The organism is Halorubrum sp. Hd13 (assembly GCF_002252755.1).
Taxonomy (GTDB): Archaea; Halobacteriota; Halobacteria; order Halobacteriales; family Haloferacaceae; genus Halorubrum.
This window is the reverse complement of record NZ_NHOY01000110.1, coordinates 28,834-43,498: the sequence shown is the minus strand read 5'-3', so window position 1 is coordinate 43,498 and position 14,665 is coordinate 28,834. Positions and strand designations below refer to the sequence as shown.

General features: G+C 71.2%; 15 protein-coding genes. 11 read left to right on the top strand and 4 right to left on the bottom strand.

Annotated features, from left to right (window positions below):
* Positions 1-275: 275 nt before the first annotated feature.
* Positions 276-884: a MarR family transcriptional regulator gene (locus DJ81_RS15195; RefSeq protein WP_094526680.1), complete on the top strand. Its 609-nt coding sequence runs from the start codon at positions 276-278 to the stop codon at positions 882-884.
* A 73-nt stretch (positions 885-957) separates the two neighbouring features.
* Here DJ81_RS15195 and DJ81_RS15190 read toward each other — a convergent pair whose 3' ends face one another.
* The 3 genes from DJ81_RS15190 to DJ81_RS15180 form a co-directional block, all read right to left on the bottom strand.
* A complete protein-coding gene (locus tag DJ81_RS15190) occupies positions 958-1,212 on the bottom strand; it encodes a hypothetical protein (protein WP_094525324.1) in 255 nt (84 codons plus the stop codon).
* Positions 1,213-1,371: 159 nt separating this feature from the next.
* Entirely contained in the window at positions 1,372-1,926 is a 555-nt protein-coding gene (locus tag DJ81_RS15185; protein WP_094590414.1) for a DUF84 family protein, read from the bottom strand.
* A 63-nt stretch (positions 1,927-1,989) separates the two neighbouring features.
* Positions 1,990-2,772 carry a cobalamin-binding protein gene (locus DJ81_RS15180; RefSeq protein WP_094590412.1) on the bottom strand — a complete coding sequence of 261 codons (783 nt, stop codon included), beginning with the start codon at positions 2,770-2,772 and terminating at the stop codon, positions 1,990-1,992.
* Between the two features lie 236 nt (positions 2,773-3,008).
* On the opposite strand from DJ81_RS15180, the gene DJ81_RS15175 reads away from it, so the two are divergent.
* From DJ81_RS15175 to DJ81_RS15150, 6 genes are all read left to right on the top strand, one after another.
* Positions 3,009-3,983, top strand: a complete 975-nt coding sequence (locus DJ81_RS15175) for a transcription initiation factor IIB family protein (protein ID WP_012659836.1) — start codon at positions 3,009-3,011, stop codon at positions 3,981-3,983.
* Between the two features lie 81 nt (positions 3,984-4,064).
* On the top strand, positions 4,065-4,769 hold the full coding sequence (locus DJ81_RS15170; RefSeq protein ID WP_094590410.1) for a type I 3-dehydroquinate dehydratase: 705 nt from the start codon (positions 4,065-4,067) through the stop codon (positions 4,767-4,769).
* A 675-nt stretch (positions 4,770-5,444) separates the two neighbouring features.
* On the top strand, positions 5,445-6,407 hold the full coding sequence (locus DJ81_RS15165; RefSeq protein ID WP_094526676.1) for a rhomboid family intramembrane serine protease: 963 nt from the start codon (positions 5,445-5,447) through the stop codon (positions 6,405-6,407).
* Complete coding sequence (locus DJ81_RS15160; protein ID WP_094590408.1) at positions 6,408-7,304, top strand: endonuclease V; 897 nt, start codon at positions 6,408-6,410, stop codon at positions 7,302-7,304.
* A 139-nt stretch (positions 7,305-7,443) separates the two neighbouring features.
* Positions 7,444-7,716: a hypothetical protein gene (locus tag DJ81_RS15155; protein ID WP_049906210.1), complete on the top strand. Its 273-nt coding sequence runs from the start codon at positions 7,444-7,446 to the stop codon at positions 7,714-7,716.
* A gap of 18 nt (positions 7,717-7,734) precedes the next feature.
* Positions 7,735-8,019: a hypothetical protein gene (locus tag DJ81_RS15150; protein WP_094590406.1), complete on the top strand. Its 285-nt coding sequence runs from the start codon at positions 7,735-7,737 to the stop codon at positions 8,017-8,019.
* Between the two features lie 95 nt (positions 8,020-8,114).
* On the opposite strand, the gene DJ81_RS15145 is transcribed toward DJ81_RS15150, so the two are convergent.
* A complete protein-coding gene (locus tag DJ81_RS15145) occupies positions 8,115-9,449 on the bottom strand; it encodes a rhodanese-like domain-containing protein (protein WP_094590404.1) in 1,335 nt (444 codons plus the stop codon).
* Positions 9,450-9,606: 157 nt separating this feature from the next.
* Between DJ81_RS15145 and DJ81_RS15140 the strand changes: the two genes are divergently transcribed.
* The 4 genes from DJ81_RS15140 to ppsA all read left to right on the top strand — a co-directional run bounded on the left by DJ81_RS15140 (position 9,607) and on the right by ppsA (position 14,583).
* Complete coding sequence (locus DJ81_RS15140) at positions 9,607-10,374, top strand: AAA family ATPase (RefSeq protein WP_094526673.1); 768 nt, start codon at positions 9,607-9,609, stop codon at positions 10,372-10,374.
* Positions 10,371-11,039: a hypothetical protein gene (locus DJ81_RS15135; RefSeq protein ID WP_094526672.1), complete on the top strand. Its 669-nt coding sequence runs from the start codon at positions 10,371-10,373 to the stop codon at positions 11,037-11,039. The genes DJ81_RS15140 and DJ81_RS15135 overlap by 4 nt, the downstream gene beginning before the upstream one ends.
* A 244-nt stretch (positions 11,040-11,283) precedes the next feature.
* Positions 11,284-11,913, top strand: coding sequence for a hypothetical protein (locus DJ81_RS15130; RefSeq protein ID WP_094525409.1), 630 nt, complete (start codon positions 11,284-11,286; stop codon positions 11,911-11,913).
* Positions 11,914-12,231: 318 nt separating this feature from the next.
* Positions 12,232-14,583 (top strand): phosphoenolpyruvate synthase, encoded by a 2,352-nt coding sequence (gene ppsA / locus DJ81_RS15125; RefSeq protein WP_094590402.1) that lies wholly within the window; start codon positions 12,232-12,234, stop codon positions 14,581-14,583.
* Positions 14,584-14,665: the final 82 nt, after the last annotated feature.

Below are 14,665 nucleotides of genomic sequence, written 5' to 3'. Positions count from 1 at the left end.
TTTCAGAGGGTACCCGACGGTACTTATGGACACGGGAATCGGTCGGTCGCAGTGTGGCGGTTGTGTCGTACCATATCGGTTTCTTCCCCGACCTACTCGCTCACTCCGTTCGCTCCTTGAGGTCGGGGGCTCCACCTCGAAAATCCTTATCGGCCGCGACGCCGATACCGCCGTCGCCAGCGATACGTATCTCCCGTATCGCCGCCCGAACGACCGGATATTCTGACGCTGCCCCGAACGAAGTGCTTTTGTCGCGCGGCCGACTATCCTCTCGCGTGACTGATGGGTTCGACGGACGGAAGCGCGAGACGCTCCGGCGGTTCGCCGCCATCGGAGCCGCCGCGCCCTTCGTCGGGACCGCGAGCGCCGACGGCGGCGACGACGCCAACGAGACCCGCGAGGCGATCCGCGGCTACGTGCCGACGACCCCCGGCGCCCACTTCTCGAAGCTCCGCGACGACCTCAGGCTCGGGACCGGCGAGGCGCAGTACCACCTCCGGAAGCTGGAGGAGGCGGGCGAGATCGAGTCGACGAAGGACGCCGACTACCGCCGGTACTTCCCGTCGGGTCGGTTCGACGACCTCGACAAGCGAGCGCTCGGGTACCTCCGACGGGACACGCCCCGCGGGATGGTGCTCGCGCTGTTGCGCGACCCGGACGCGACGGGAGCGGAGCTCGCGGCCGCGCTGGACGTGTCGCGGCCGACGATCAGCGCCGCGGCCGGCGCGCTCGACGACGCCGGCTTGCTCGACCGGACCGACGGCTACGTGCTGACCGAGCCGGAACGGCTGCTCACGCTCGTGGTCCGATACGCCGACTCGTTCGACGCCGACGCCGTCGCGTTCGCCGACGACGCAGCCGAAATCGTCGCTTACGACCCGTAATCGACTGCCCGTAGTCGACGGGCTGTAGCCGACAACCGTAGCCGACGATGCTATTCTCCGACCCTTCCCGCCTCTACTCCGTCACCATCCACGTCGTGCCGGAGGAGTACCCCCACTTCTCGACATCGATGTCGGCGGCCGCCTCGGCGACGGCGCCCATGTTCGCGCCGACCTCCTTCGCGGAGAGGTCGAGGTCGTCGGCGATCAGCCGCGACTTGAAGTACGTCCGGTCGCCGGCGTTCTCGCGCAGGTAGCGCAGGATCCGCGCCTGCTTCGCGGAGAGGCCGGCGGGTTCGACGACGACGGCGTCCGATTGGACCGTGCTCATACCCGATACAGGCGACGTCCGCCCATAAGCGGGTTGGTAGACCCGGTTAACACGCCGCAGTCGGGTGATTCGTCCCCGAAAAAAGACCGTCGACCACCGGACCGGTCCCCGGTTTCGGTACGAAAACCGAACGCCGCGGGACCGAGACCCGTCGCCGACTCAGTACAGGTCGGACACGAACGGGCCGAGCGCCCCCGCCACCGCCGTCGCCAACGCGTCGGCGCGGTCGATCCGGCCGGCCGTCAGCGCCCCGGCGGCGCCGCCGCGTTTCGCGACGCCGGTCGTGTCGAGCACGTCGTCCATCACGGGACCGAGCTCCTCGCCGCCGGCTATCCGCGCGCTAACGTCCGCGGGGAGCGCGACGCTCGGTCCGCTCCCGCGGCCCATCTGCGACCCGTCGTCGATCGCCGCCCACATGACGAGGAACAGCTCCTCGGCGCCGTCGAACCGCGCTACGCCGCCCTCGATCCCGACGCCGAGGTCGTACCCGCCCGCGTCGAGGACCGTCTCGGCGCGGTTCTCCGCGCCGGCGATAGTCTCTGCGTGACCGGTCGGCTGCTCGCTCACTCCGGACGGAACGGGGACCGACTCGACCGCGACGGTCGTCGGGTCCGCGGAGCGCTCGGCGGCGAGGTCCCGCCCCCGCGACGACTCGAGGACCCGTTCGACCGCGCGCCGCTTCACCGGGTTGCCGCTGCCGACGCCGACTCGCATACCGGCGGTTGGGCGACGGAGTACGAATAGCCGTCGGGTCGGCGCCGCGGGTCGGTGCCGCGGCTACGACGTCGACCCCGGGAACGCCTCCGGGTGGAACAGTTCGGCCAGTCGCTCGACGCCGTCGATCAGCGCCGGGCTCGGCTGGTTCAGGAGGGAGTCGTCGATCACGTGAACGGGCGCGTCGACGGTCCAGTCGCGCTCCGCGACGCTCGCGGGGTCGACCCGGTCGCCGTGCCCGCAGACGTGGACGACGAGGTGGTCGGGATCGGCCGCCTCGACGCTCGCGAGAGTGACCTCGCGGGAGCGCTCGCCCGGGTCGACGAACGGGTAGCCGCCCCCCGCGGCGCGCACGGCGTCGGGCACCCAGTTGCCGGCGGCCATCGGCGGGTCCGACCACTCCTCGCAGTACACCGTCGGTCGGGGGCGGTCCGCGACCGCCTCGGCGACTCGATCGAGCCGCCCGCGGGCCTCCGCGGCGAGCCGCTCTCCCGCCTCCGGCCGCCCCACGTCGGCGCCGCGGGCGGCGAACGCCTCGACCGCCTCTCCGAGCGTCGCCGGCTCGCGGTGGCGGACGTCGAAGCCGCGCTCGCGACACGCGTCGGCGAGGTCGCTCTGAAGCCCGTCGCTCGTGAGGACGACGTCCGGATCGAGGTCGGCGACGCGGTCGAGGTCGGGGTTCAGCCACCCGCCGACGGCGAGCGGGGACTCCCTCCCGTGCGCCGACCCCGCATCCGCGGGCGGGTCGCAGTGGTGGGTGACGCCGACGAGCGCGTCGGCGGCGCCGAGAGCGGTCACGGTCGCGGTCGCGCTCGGGGCCAGCGAGACGACGCGGGGCGCGGTCATGGTCGCCGACTCGGGGCGCCGACGGCCCAAGCGTTTCGGTCGGTGCGAAGCCCGCGGTGCGTCGGCCGACGGTCGGTCAGGATCGGCGGTCGTGTCGCACCTCGAAAACACGTGATAGATCGTGTCCTTTCGTCGGGTTTCCGGCGACACGTTCCGGTCGTTTTAAGTTCGGTTCTACCGTCTATCGGGCAAGATCGCTCTCGGACCGTGTTCAGTTACCGAGAGAGAGTTTAGCCATGAGTGAACGATTACACACGCGGGGGAGTCGCTCCCGAACTGAGACCGACGAGAAGGAATCGGAACAGACCGACGAGACGCTGAGCTGTCCGGAGTGCGACGGCAACGTCATCAACGACGAGGAGCACGGCGAGAGCGTCTGCGCCGACTGCGGGCTCGTCGTGGAGGCCGACTCGGTGGACCGCGGGCCGGAGTGGCGCGCGTTCGACTCCCGCGAGAAGGACGAGAAGAGCCGCGTCGGCGCCCCGACGACCAACACGATGCACGACAAGGGGCTCTCGACGAACATCGACTGGCGCGACAAGGACGCGTACGGTCGGTCGCTCGGCGCGCGTCAGCGCCAGAAGATGCAGCGGCTCCGCAAGTGGAACGAGCGGTTCCGCACCCGCGACTCGAAGGAGCGCAACCTGAAGCAGGCGCTCGGCGAGATCGACCGCATGGCCAGCGCGCAGGGGCTCCCGGACAACGTCCGCGAGACCGCCTCCGTCATCTACCGCCGCGCGCTCGACGAGGACCTGCTCCCCGGCCGCTCCATCGAGGGCGTCTCCACCTCCTGCGTGTACGCCGCCGCCCGGATGGCCGGCGTCCCGCGCAGCCTCGACGAGATCGCCGACGTCTCCCGCGTCGAGAAGGCCGAGATCGCCCGGACGTACCGCTACGTCGTCCGCGAGCTCAAGCTCGAAGTGAAGCCCGCCGACCCCGAGCAGTACGTCCCCCGGTTCGCCTCCGACCTGGAGCTCTCCGAGGAGTCCGAGATGCGCGCGAAGAGCCTCCTGCGCAACGCCAAGGAGAAGGGCGTCCACTCCGGCAAGTCGCCGGTCGGCCTCGCGGCCGCCGCCGTCTACGCCGCCGCCCTCCTCACCAACGAGAAGACGACGCAGGCCGCCGTCAGCGAGGTCGCCGACATCAGCGAGGTCACCATCCGGAACCGGTACCACGAGCTGTTGGAGGCCGAGGACGGCCTCGTCGCGTAAGGCTCTCGCGTCCTCCGTTTCTGCGGCCCGTTCTCGACGCGCACGCACACAGCTAAGTCCCCGGCCGCGGAACGCCCTGGTATGTTCGAAGAGTTCGTCCTGACCGCGAGCACGGCCGACCTCTCCGAGGAGCCGCGCGCCCGCGAGCACGCCGACGCCGTGGAGTTCCGGATGGACCTCGCGGACGCCCCGCTCGTCCAGCTCGATGCCTACGACGGCGAGCTCCCGCTTCTCGTCACGAACCGCGCGTCGTGGGAGGGCGGCGAGGCAGAGGACGTGGCACGGTACGACGAGCTCTCGACCGCGCTCGGAGACGACGCGGTCGCCGCGGTCGACGTCGAGCTCGCGGCACTCCGCGGGAACGCGCCCCAGGGAGCGCAGTCGCACGCGACCGCGCTTCGCGACACGGCCCGCCAGGAGGGGGTCAGCGTCGTCGTCTCCGTCCACGACTTCGAGTCGACGCCGGAGCCGGCCGCGCTCGTCGACCTGCTCGGTGACGCGGCGAACGAGGGCGACGTCGGGAAGCTGGCAACGACCGCGACCGCCCCTCGGGACGCGCTCGCGATGATCGAGGCGACCCACGAGGCGACCGCGGCCGGCCACCGCGTCGCGACGATGTGCATGGGCGAGCCCGGCCGTCACACCCGCGCCGTCACCCCGATCTACGGCTCGAAGATCGGCTACGCGCCCGTCGACCCCGCGAACGCGACCGCGCCCGGGCAGTACCCGCTCGCGACGCTCCGCGGCCTCGTCGACGGACTGCGTGGCGACGACGTGGACGGGTAGATCACTCATAAACAGATCACTCATAAACCAACCAGCGGCGGCGCGTGCCGGCGAGCGCCCGACGGGCGCGAGTCGCACGCGCGAGGTCGCCGGCGGCGTCGCCACCGGCTGCCAGAGAGACCTCCGGTCTCTCGCTGGAGTCGGTCGCCCGAGCGAAGCGATGGGCGACCGACGAGGCTGGGGAGGCGTGAGGTGCGGTGCTGTGCGGGGCGGGACTCAAGCGGGCAGTCGCGAGGACGACGCCTGACGACGCAAGCACTGGAAGGAGCGAGCACCGCGAGCGACTGAAGCGCGTGGTTCGAAACGGCGGAGCCGTTTCGTCATCGCCGGAAATCAGAGATTCCCGGCTGGCAGTCAGAACGCAGGGCGTTCTGACGACATCACGAAAGGCGCTCCGCGCCTTTCGAACGACAGCGAGTCACGCGAGTCCTCGCGGCCGGGGCTTTGGAGGCGTTTGGTGTGGGGTCGTCGAAGACGTATCGCCGAGCGGCTCGGGCTTTGGAAGTGTCCACCGCGTCAGCGACGGTTTATATACAAACAGTCGGTACTAGGTCGGTGTTATCGGGTAAAACTCGTTCTCGTTCTTATAAATAGCCGTCCCGCTCACGAATCGTTTTCCCGCCCACCACGTCTGAGAGCCAAACCGCTTTAGGAAGGCCCCCGTAAGTAGAGGTAATGGCGACGTGCGACGTGTGTGGGGAGTACGAGAACCTCCCGTATCAGTGTAAGCGGTGCGGACAGACGTTCTGCGCCGAACACCGTCTGCCGGAGAACCACAACTGTCCGGGCCTCTCCGAGTGGAACGACCCGGGCGGGGTGTTCGACAGCGGCTTCGACGAGAGCGTCGAGGCCGGCGGATCGAGCGCCTCCGGCGGCGAGTCCGCGGGCGTCGCGGACCGCGTCAAGCGCCGCATCGACCGCGAGACGAGCACCGGCGGCCTGGTGAGCTACTTTCGGGGCAACGCCACGTACGCCCTGTTGGCGGCGATGTGGATCACCTTCCTCGCGCAGTGGGTCGTGACGCTCACCCTCGGCGACGCCGCCCACAGTCAGATCTTCGTCCTCCGGTCGGACGCGATCGGCCGCGTCTGGACGTGGGTGACGTCCGTGCTATCGCACTCCCGACTCCAGCTGTTCCACATCATCGGCAACAGCATCGTGATCCTGTTCTTCGGCCCGCTCGTCGAGCGCGCGGTCGGCTCGCGCCGCTTCGTGGCGTTCTTCTTCGGCGCGGGGATCCTCGCCGGCCTCGGCCACGTCCTGTTCGCGGTCGCGACCGGCGCGCCGACGACGGGCGTGCTCGGGGCCAGCGGCGCCGGCTTCGCAATCTTAGGCGTGCTCACCGTGTGGCGGCCGAACATGCAGGTGCTCCTCTTCTTCGTCATCCCGATGAAAATCAAGTACCTCACGTGGGGGATCGCCCTGATTTCGGCGGTGCTCGTGATCCAGAGCGGCACGGGCGGCGTCGGCGGCATCGCGCACCTCGCGCACCTGATCGGGTTCGCGATCGGCCTCGCGTTCGGGAAGCGCAACGAGAGCCTCGCGCGGTCCGCGGGCGGTCCCGGCGGGACGAACATGGGAGGCGTGCGCGGCCCGCGCGGTCCCGGTGGTCCGGGCGGTCCCGGCGGGCGATTTTAAATGGCCCCACCGGAGCGGTCGCCGGTCGATCCCGACGCCGTCGCGCGCCCTGAGTTCCTCCCGGACCCCGCGCTCTCCCGGGCCGAGATGGAGTCGCTCCAGCGCGACCTGGCCGCGACGGCGACGTTCGCGGACGACCACGGCATCGACCCGACCGCGGTCGCGATCGACGAGCCCGCGGATCTGACCGAGGGGCTTCCGGACGCGCGCCAGGAGTCGCTCCCGGGTACGCACCGAGACGCCGGCGATCCCGACGCGCCGGTCGTCGTCGGCGTCGATCAGGCGTTCCTGACCCCGGACGACGGCGAGGACAGAGCGGTCTCGGCCGCGGTCGCGATCCGTGACGGCGCCGTGATCGAGTACGCGAGCGCGACCACGCCGCTCTCGATCCCGTACGTTCCGGGTCTCCTCGCGTTTCGCGAGGGGGAGCCGATGCTGGCCGCGCTCGACGCGTTAGACGCCGAGCCGGACCTGTTGGTCTGCGACGGCTCCGGCCGGATCCACTTCCGGGAGGCCGGCATCGCGACCCACGTCGGCGTCCTGCTCGACGTCCCGAGCGTCGGCGTCGCGAAGCGCCTGCTGTGCGGCGAGCCCGAATCGACGACCGAGGAGCGGCCCGAGGGGTGGCGGACGCCGATCCGCGCGGACGACTCGGTGGAGACGATCGAGAGGGGCGCCGACGCGGGCGACGTCGCCCCCGTTATCGGTCACGCATTTCAGTCGCGGCAGTACCCGAACAGCCGCCGCGTGAATCCCCTGTACGTGAGCTCCGGACACCGGGTCTCGGCCGAGACGACCGTCGAACTCGTCGACGCGCTGTGCGCGGGGTACAAGCTCCCCGAGCCGACCCGGCTCGCGGACGCGTACGCGGACGCCGTAAAGAGCGAGTCCGACTGATCAAACAGCGAGTCCGACTGACCCGCGAGGCTGATCGGCTTGCGAATCCCTTCGACTCCCCGAGCGACCGGCGCGCCGGCCATGTTATCGGTTGTCACGGACCGCCGGTTTATATATCGTGGCCCGCGAACGTCAAGACATGGGAGACGAGGACACGGACGGACCGATGTCTGCCGAGGAGTTTCGCTCGCTGCGCGACGGGTTAGTGCGCCAGAGCTCCGGCGGGGGGACGACCGTTTACAAGAACGCCGCCGGCGTCGGCTGCCCGAATCCGGACTGCGACCGCGGCGTGTTCCAGACGCTGTTCGTCAGCGACCACGGCTGGCAGCAGATCGGCGCGACCCGCGACGGGATCGACCTCTGCCTGTGTAACACCGAGACGAAGCGGCTCGTGTTCATCCACGACGAGTGACGTGACAGTGACGGAACCGTGAGCGACGAGTTCGACCCGGCCGCGGCGCTGTACGAGCACCTCGCGGCCACCGAGGAGCTACCCGTGGAGCGCGAGGCCGGCTGGCGACTCGGGGAGGCACAGGCGCTGGCCGCGGAGATCGCCGACGGCGGCCTCGACGACGCGACCGTCGCCAGGCGAGCCGACGAGATCCGAACGCTGCTCGCGGAGGTCGACGGTACCGGTGACCCGGACGCCGACGACCGCGTCGCCGCCGCGCGCGAGGTCGCGACCCGGATCGCGAACCGGTCGGACGACGGATGACCGCGAGCGGGTGACCGCGGCGCTCGAACCGGAGCGCGCGTCGCGATACCGTGGAGGATCGATCAGCGACGGGCGGCGCCTCGACCACCGCCGACTCAGTCGTCCGCCGTCGACTCCCCGCCCGCGTCCGCCGCACACCGGTTCGGACCCAGCTCCAGCTCGATCGCCGCGGTCTCGTCCGGCGGCGACTCCACGCCGCGGTTCGCCGCGATGACGCGCTCGTAGTTCGGCGGCTTCTCCGGGAGCGTCGCCGTGATCCGGTCGACGAACGCCTCGCGGTCGAGTCCGAGCACGTCGAGCTCCCGGCGCGCCGCGCCCACCGTCGTCGTCACCGGCTCGCCGGGCTCGACGTCGCCGGTCGTCCCGTCGTTCCCGACCGCGAAGTGGCCGGGACAGACGACGACGCCGTCCGGCTCCGCGAGCAGGGTCGCGTGGAGCGAGTCGTAGAGCCGTTCGGCACCGGTCGCGGCGCCCGCGGACTCGCTTCCGCCGCCGGCCGCGTCGTCGCCGCCCGCCGCGAACTGCAGCTCCGTCCGACCGACGCTGTCGGTGAACAGCGTGTCGCCGGTGAGAACCGCCGACCGCCCGACGAGGTAGCTCGCGCCGTCATCGGTGTGGCCGGGGGTCGCGAGCGCCTTCACCGCCACGCCGCCGACGTCGAGCGTCTCGTTGCGCGCGAGGGGTTCGAACGCGTAGGCGACGTCGCGCTCGGCGGCCGCCGCGGGGAGGTAGTACGGGACGCCGAGCTCGTCGGCCAGCGCCCGACCACCGGAGAGGTGGTCGGCGTGGACGTGCGTGTCGAGGACCGCCCCTATCGACGCGTCGCGTTCGGCGGCCGCCGCCCGCCACTCGTCGCCGTGGCGCGAGACGTCGACAGCGACGGCGACGCGGTCGGAGCCGTCGGAATCAGCGACGGCGACGCGGTCGGAGCCGTCGGAATCAGCGACGGCGACGCGGTCGGAGCCGTCCCGTTCAGCGTCGCCGTCCGCCGGCCGGTCGCCTACCACGAGGTACCCGAGACACCCCTTCGCGCGCCGCTGGATCTGGACGACGTCGAGCGGGTCGTCGCCCGCGTCCGGGAGCGGGACCTCGGTCCGGTCGTACACGCCCGACCAGCCCCGCATCCCGTCCGCGACGACGGTCACGTCGTCGTAGCCCGCCGCTTCGAGCTCCTCGGCGAAGTCGAGCGAGGCCTTTCCCTTCGCGCAGACGGTGACGATCGCGTCGTCCGCGTCGACCCCGGTCTCGGCCTCGAAGTCGTCGACGTCGAACTCGTGGAACGGCTTGTAGAAGTAGTGGACCGAGTCGGCGATCCGCCAGCTCTCGTAGCTCCCTCGGGGCCGCGTGTCGACGAGCGTGAACGGCCGCTCGCCGCGTCGGCGCTCGTCGATCGCGTCGCGGAACGCGTCGGCGTCGATGACGGTTGGCATGGTCGGGGATTGGCGCCGAACGGCAAAACGCTGTCCGGTGGGGTTCGGCCCGCGCCCGCGGCCGCGTCCGGCCCACGGCGGCGTCCGGTCCGCGGTCGCCCGCTCGCTCGCACTCGCGATGGACAGCCTTTAGCCGAGCGACCGGACAGGTGTGCGCATGGTCGAGGCGTTCGCGGTCGCCAGCGGGAAGGGCGGCACGGGCAAGACGACGAGCACGCTCGCGCTCGGGATGGCGCTGGCCGACGAACACGACGTCACCGTCGTGGACGCCGACACGGGGATGGCGAACCTCCTCTTTCACGCCGGGCTCGACGACGCGGCGGTCACCCTCCACGACCTGCTCGTCGAGGGGACCGCGACCGGCGTTACGGAGGCGACGTACGAACGGTTCGGCCTCTCCGTCGTCCCCTGCGGCACGTCGCTCGCGGGGTTCGAGGCGGCCGAGCCCGAGCGGCTCCGCGACGTCGTCGCCGAGCTCGCGAGCGACACCGACGTGCTCCTGCTCGACTCGCCGGCCGCGCTCGGCTCGAAGTCGGCGGTGCTTCCGGTCGTCCTCGCGGACCGGGTCGTCGTCGTCGTCGAGCCGACGATTCCCGCGCTCTCGGACGGACTGAAGGTTCAGGAGTACGCCCGCTCGTACGGGACGGAGACTGCGGGCGTTCTCTTCAACAAGGTCCGGGAAGACGCCGCCGACGTGGCCGAGCAGGCCGAGCGCCACTTCGGGGGGCCGGTGCTCGCCCGCGTCCCCGACAGCGACGTGGTCCGGGACGCGCGCCGCGCCGGAGAGCCCCTCGTCGCGCACGCGCCGGAGAGCGACGCGGCGGCCGGCTACCGACGGGCCGCGGCCCGACTCGACGTGCGCGACGGCGACGGCGACGCGGTCGCCGACCGGTTCCGGAGCGCGGTCGTGCCGGACACGCCATGACGGGGTCCGCAGACGGACCGACGGGGCCCGGGGAGTCGAACGAGGCCCCGGAGCTTCGGATCCCCCGCGGGACCCTCCTCCGGTCGCGCGTCGTCTCCGACGTGGCCACGACGCTCTCGCGGGCGCTGGACCGCGGTCTGACGGGCTACGCGACGATCGTCCCGCAGGAGACGCTCCTCCTGGAGGGGGACGCGCGCGGCGTTCTCACCTTCGCGGACGGGGTTCCCGTGCTCGCGTACAACACCGTCACCGACAGCGGCGGTCCCGACGCCCTCGCGGAGCTCGCGGTGCCCGGCCCGTACCGCGTCGAACTGTACGCGGTCGACGGCGGCGGGCTCGACGCGGCCCACGAGGCAGACGCGCTCCGCGTCGCCCCGGGCGCGGCGGCGACGGAGCTCGCGGACGACCCGGCGCTCGCCGACCGCACCCGCGACGCGGCACCCGACGAGCGGCTGGACGACCCGGGGGCGGACGACGCCGACGCCGTCGCGGCGTTCCTCGCGGACGACGACCGGATCGAGGCGATACGCGAGCAGGCGCGGGCGGAGGCGGCAGAGCGCGCCGACGAGTGGGGGCTCGACGCGGCGCTCGCGGACGAGCACCCCGGGGGCGACGACCCCAACGCCGACCTCGCGACCGCGAGCGAGTCCGGACCGGAGCGCTGATCGAGACGGGGCGAGACGGGACGGAACAGACGGGGCGAGACGGGACGGAACAGACGGGACGAGACGGAACGGGACAGGGCGGAATGAGACGGAACGGGACGGGGCGACGGGGCGGAGCGGTTTTGTCGGCCGCGGCCGTAACCGACGCATCACGGTCCTCCGACTCCTCCGCTTGACGGCGCCCGCCGACTTCGCCGACTGGTACGCGGCGAGCCGCGCGTACACCCGCCACGTCGCCGACGGCATGGGGTTCGCGGGAGCCGACGCGGTCGACGGCGCGCGGGTCGTCGAGCGGCTCCGGACCGATCACACGACGCTGTCGCCCGCCGAGGCGCGGTCGGTCGCGGCGACGCTGCTCGCCGACGGCGCCTTCTCCGAACCGTACTGCGAGTGGCTGCCGACGTGGTACGAGCTCGCGCTGATCGCTCCGGTTCGGTACGGCGACTGGCGCCTTCGGCGCGTCGCCGCGGCGGTCGCGGGAGCCGCCGGCGTGACGGTGGCCGCCCCGCGGTTCTCCCGCCCGCGGGACGTGACCGTCGACGGCCGACCCGCGCTCGCGGGGGTCTCGGGGTTCCGCGACCGCTTCCTGCTGGCCGACGCGCTGTTACACTTGGAGTGGTTCAACCACGCCGCCGCGGCCGACGGGATCGGCGTCCCGCCCGACCTCGTCGAGCGGACTCGCGAGGAGACGGTGTCGTACTACGGGGGCGACCGGGCGTCGCTCTCGCCGCCCGTCCGTCGGTTCCAACGCCTCCTGTTCGCCGATGACGCGTGGGTCCGCCGAGTGAACGATCGGTACGACCTGAACAGCCGGCTGTTCGGCGTCTGGGAGCGGATCCTGAGCGCGGAGCGCGAGCGGCTCGCCGACGAGTGACCGTTCCGGGCGAGATGTTACAACACCTGTAACACGTTACGGGTGCTGACTCTCTTGACGGGGGGTAAGTATACGATAAACGGGGATGAAAAACGGGTACGGACCGACGGACGGTTCGTCGTTCCCTGACTGCTTCGGCCCTCTCTCGTTCGCCCGCTTCGGCCCACCTCCCCGCGTTCGATCCGTTGACCGACCGTGACGTCCGGTTTCGGTCGCCGCCCTCGGCGCACCCGTAACTCGCGACTGAGTAATCTTTTATTCACCGAAGTGTCGGCCGGAAGCTTCATAGGTCGGCTCGCGGATCCTCCGGGTACACGAATGGCAGTACTCTGGCTGGAGGACGTTGACGCCGACGACGTCGGGACCGTCGGCGGGAAGGCCGCGTCGCTCGGTGAACTCATCGGCGCCGGACTCCCGGTTCCCCCGGGATTCGCCGTCACCGCGGGCACGTACCGGACCTTCATCGAGGAGGCGGGGATCGACGAGGAGCTGTTCTCGGCCGTCGACGTCGATCCCGAGGACTCCGCCGCGCTCCGCGCGGCCGAGGAGCGGGCGGAAGAGCTCATCCTCGACACGCCGTTCCCCGAGGAGGTCCGCGAGGAGATCCTGGAACGGTACCGCTCGATGGGCGGCGAGGAGGAGGCGTTCGTCGCCGTGCGGTCCTCGGCGACCGCCGAGGACCTCCCGGACTCCTCGTTCGCCGGGCAACAGGAGACGTTCCTCAACGTCCGCGAGGACGACCTGCTCCGCCGAGTGAAGGAGTGCTGGGCCTCCCTCTTCACCCAGCGAGCGATCTACTACCGGCAGCAGCGGGGGTTCCCGCACGCCGACGTCGACATCGCGGTCGTCGTCCAGCGGATGGTCGACGCCGAGAAGTCCGGCGTGATGTTCACCAGCCACCCCTCGACCGGCGACCCGCAGATCACCATCGAGGCCGCGTGGGGGCTCGGCGAGGCGGTCGTCTCCGGCACGGTGTCGCCCGACAACTACGTGTACGACCGCGAGCGCGGCGCCGTCGATCAGGTCACCGTCGCGGACAAGAAGGTGGAGATGGTGAAGGACGCCGAGACCGGCGAGACGGTCCAGCTCGACGTCGACGAGGAGCGCCGCACCGCGCGGGTCCTCTCCGACGCGGAGATCGGGGATCTGGTCGCGCTCGGCGAGCGCGTCGAGGACCACTACGGGACGCCGCAAGACGTCGAGTGGGCGATCCGCGACGGCGAGATATACATGCTCCAGTCGCGACCGATCACGACGATTCAGGAGGACGAGAGCGACGAGGGCGGCGCGGACGCGGGCGGGACCGGCGGAGAGACCCCGAAGAAGTCCACCGTCGGGGGCGCGTCGGGCCGGCCCGGCGCGGCCAACGGCGGATCCGCCGGCGCGGACGAGGACGTCCTCGCCGACGGGCTCGGCGCGAGCCCGGGGGTCGTCTCCGGCGCGGTCCGGATCGTCCACAAGCTCGACCACCTCGACCAGGTCCAGGAGGGCGACGTGATGGTCACGGAGATGACGATGCCGGACATGGTCCCGGCGATGAAGCGCGCCGCGGGGATCGTCACCGACGAGGGCGGCATGACGAGCCACGCCGCGATCATCTCCCGCGAGCTCGGCGTCCCGGCCGTCGTCGGGACGGGTAACGGGACGCGACTGCTCGAGGACGGCCAGGAGGTCACCCTCGACGGCGACAAGGGCACCGTCCGCGCCGGCGTCGACGAGGAGGCCGAGCCCGGCGAGGAGTTCGAGCCCGTGGAGGCGGCCCGCCCCGAGACGCCGGTAAAGCCGATGACGGCGACGGAGGTGAAGGTGAACGTCTCGATCCCCGAGGCGGCCGAACGCGCGGCCGCGACGGGCGCCGACGGGGTCGGACTCCTCCGGATCGAGCACATGGTGCTCTCGCTCGGGAAGACCCCCGAGAAGTACATCAACGACCACGGCGCCCGCGCGTACCAGGACGAGCTGATCGAGGGCGTGCGCCGCGTCGCCGACGAGTTCTACCCGCGGCCGGTCCGCGTGCGTACCATCGACGCGCCGACCGACGAGTTCCGCGAACTGGAGGGCGGCGAGGGGGAGCCCAACGAGCACAACCCGATGCTCGGGTGGCGCGGGATCCGGCGGAGCCTCGACAAGCCCGACCCGTTCCGGCAGGAGCTCGCCGCGTTCGCGCGCCTCTTCGACATGGGGTACGACAACTTGGAGGTGATGTTCCCCCTCGTCAACGACGCGACCGACGTCGAAGCGATAACGGGACACATGCGCGACGCCGGCATCGACCCCGAGACGCACCGGTGGGGCGTGATGATCGAGACGCCGGCGAGCGCGCTGCAGATCGGGGAGCTGGCCGCCGCCGGTATCGACTTCGCCTCTTTCGGCACCAACGACCTCACGCAGTACACGCTGGCGGTCGACCGCAACAACGAGCACGTCGCCGGCCGGTTCGACGAGCTCCACCCCGCGGTGCTCCAGCTGATCGGCGACACGATCGAGACGTGCCGCGAGCTCGGCGTCGACACGAGCATCTGCGGGCAGGCCGGCTCCAAGTCGGAGATGGTCGACTTCCTCGTCGAGGAGGGGGTCTCCTCTATCTCGGCGAACATCGACGCCGTCCGCGACGTCCAACACGAGGTGAAGCGGACCGAACAGCGGCTCCTCCTCGACTCGGTGCGCTGAGGCCGTGCTGAACCGGATTTTGTCTCTCGGAGCCGAGAACGGAACGGTTGACATCCTCCCCGCGCTGAAGCGCGAGGTTTTC

Coding starts and splice junctions, on each gene's coding strand:
- DJ81_RS15155 (WP_049906210.1), top strand. CDS start 7,444: ATGGGAGACGAGGACACGGACGGACCGATGTCTGCCGAGGAGTTTCGC.
- DJ81_RS15190 (WP_094525324.1), bottom strand. CDS start 1,212: ATGAGCACGGTCCAATCGGACGCCGTCGTCGTCGAACCCGCCGGCCTC.
- DJ81_RS15185 (WP_094590414.1), bottom strand. CDS start 1,926: ATGCGAGTCGGCGTCGGCAGCGGCAACCCGGTGAAGCGGCGCGCGGTC.
- DJ81_RS15170 (WP_094590410.1), top strand. CDS start 4,065: ATGTTCGAAGAGTTCGTCCTGACCGCGAGCACGGCCGACCTCTCCGAG.
- ppsA (WP_094590402.1), top strand. CDS start 12,232: ATGGCAGTACTCTGGCTGGAGGACGTTGACGCCGACGACGTCGGGACC.
- DJ81_RS15135 (WP_094526672.1), top strand. CDS start 10,371: ATGACGGGGTCCGCAGACGGACCGACGGGGCCCGGGGAGTCGAACGAG.
- DJ81_RS15130 (WP_094525409.1), top strand. CDS start 11,284: ATGGGGTTCGCGGGAGCCGACGCGGTCGACGGCGCGCGGGTCGTCGAG.
- DJ81_RS15165 (WP_094526676.1), top strand. CDS start 5,445: ATGGCGACGTGCGACGTGTGTGGGGAGTACGAGAACCTCCCGTATCAG.
- DJ81_RS15140 (WP_094526673.1), top strand. CDS start 9,607: ATGGTCGAGGCGTTCGCGGTCGCCAGCGGGAAGGGCGGCACGGGCAAG.
- DJ81_RS15145 (WP_094590404.1), bottom strand. CDS start 9,449: ATGCCAACCGTCATCGACGCCGACGCGTTCCGCGACGCGATCGACGAG.
- DJ81_RS15180 (WP_094590412.1), bottom strand. CDS start 2,772: ATGACCGCGCCCCGCGTCGTCTCGCTGGCCCCGAGCGCGACCGCGACC.
- DJ81_RS15175 (WP_012659836.1), top strand. CDS start 3,009: ATGAGTGAACGATTACACACGCGGGGGAGTCGCTCCCGAACTGAGACC.
- DJ81_RS15160 (WP_094590408.1), top strand. CDS start 6,408: ATGGCCCCACCGGAGCGGTCGCCGGTCGATCCCGACGCCGTCGCGCGC.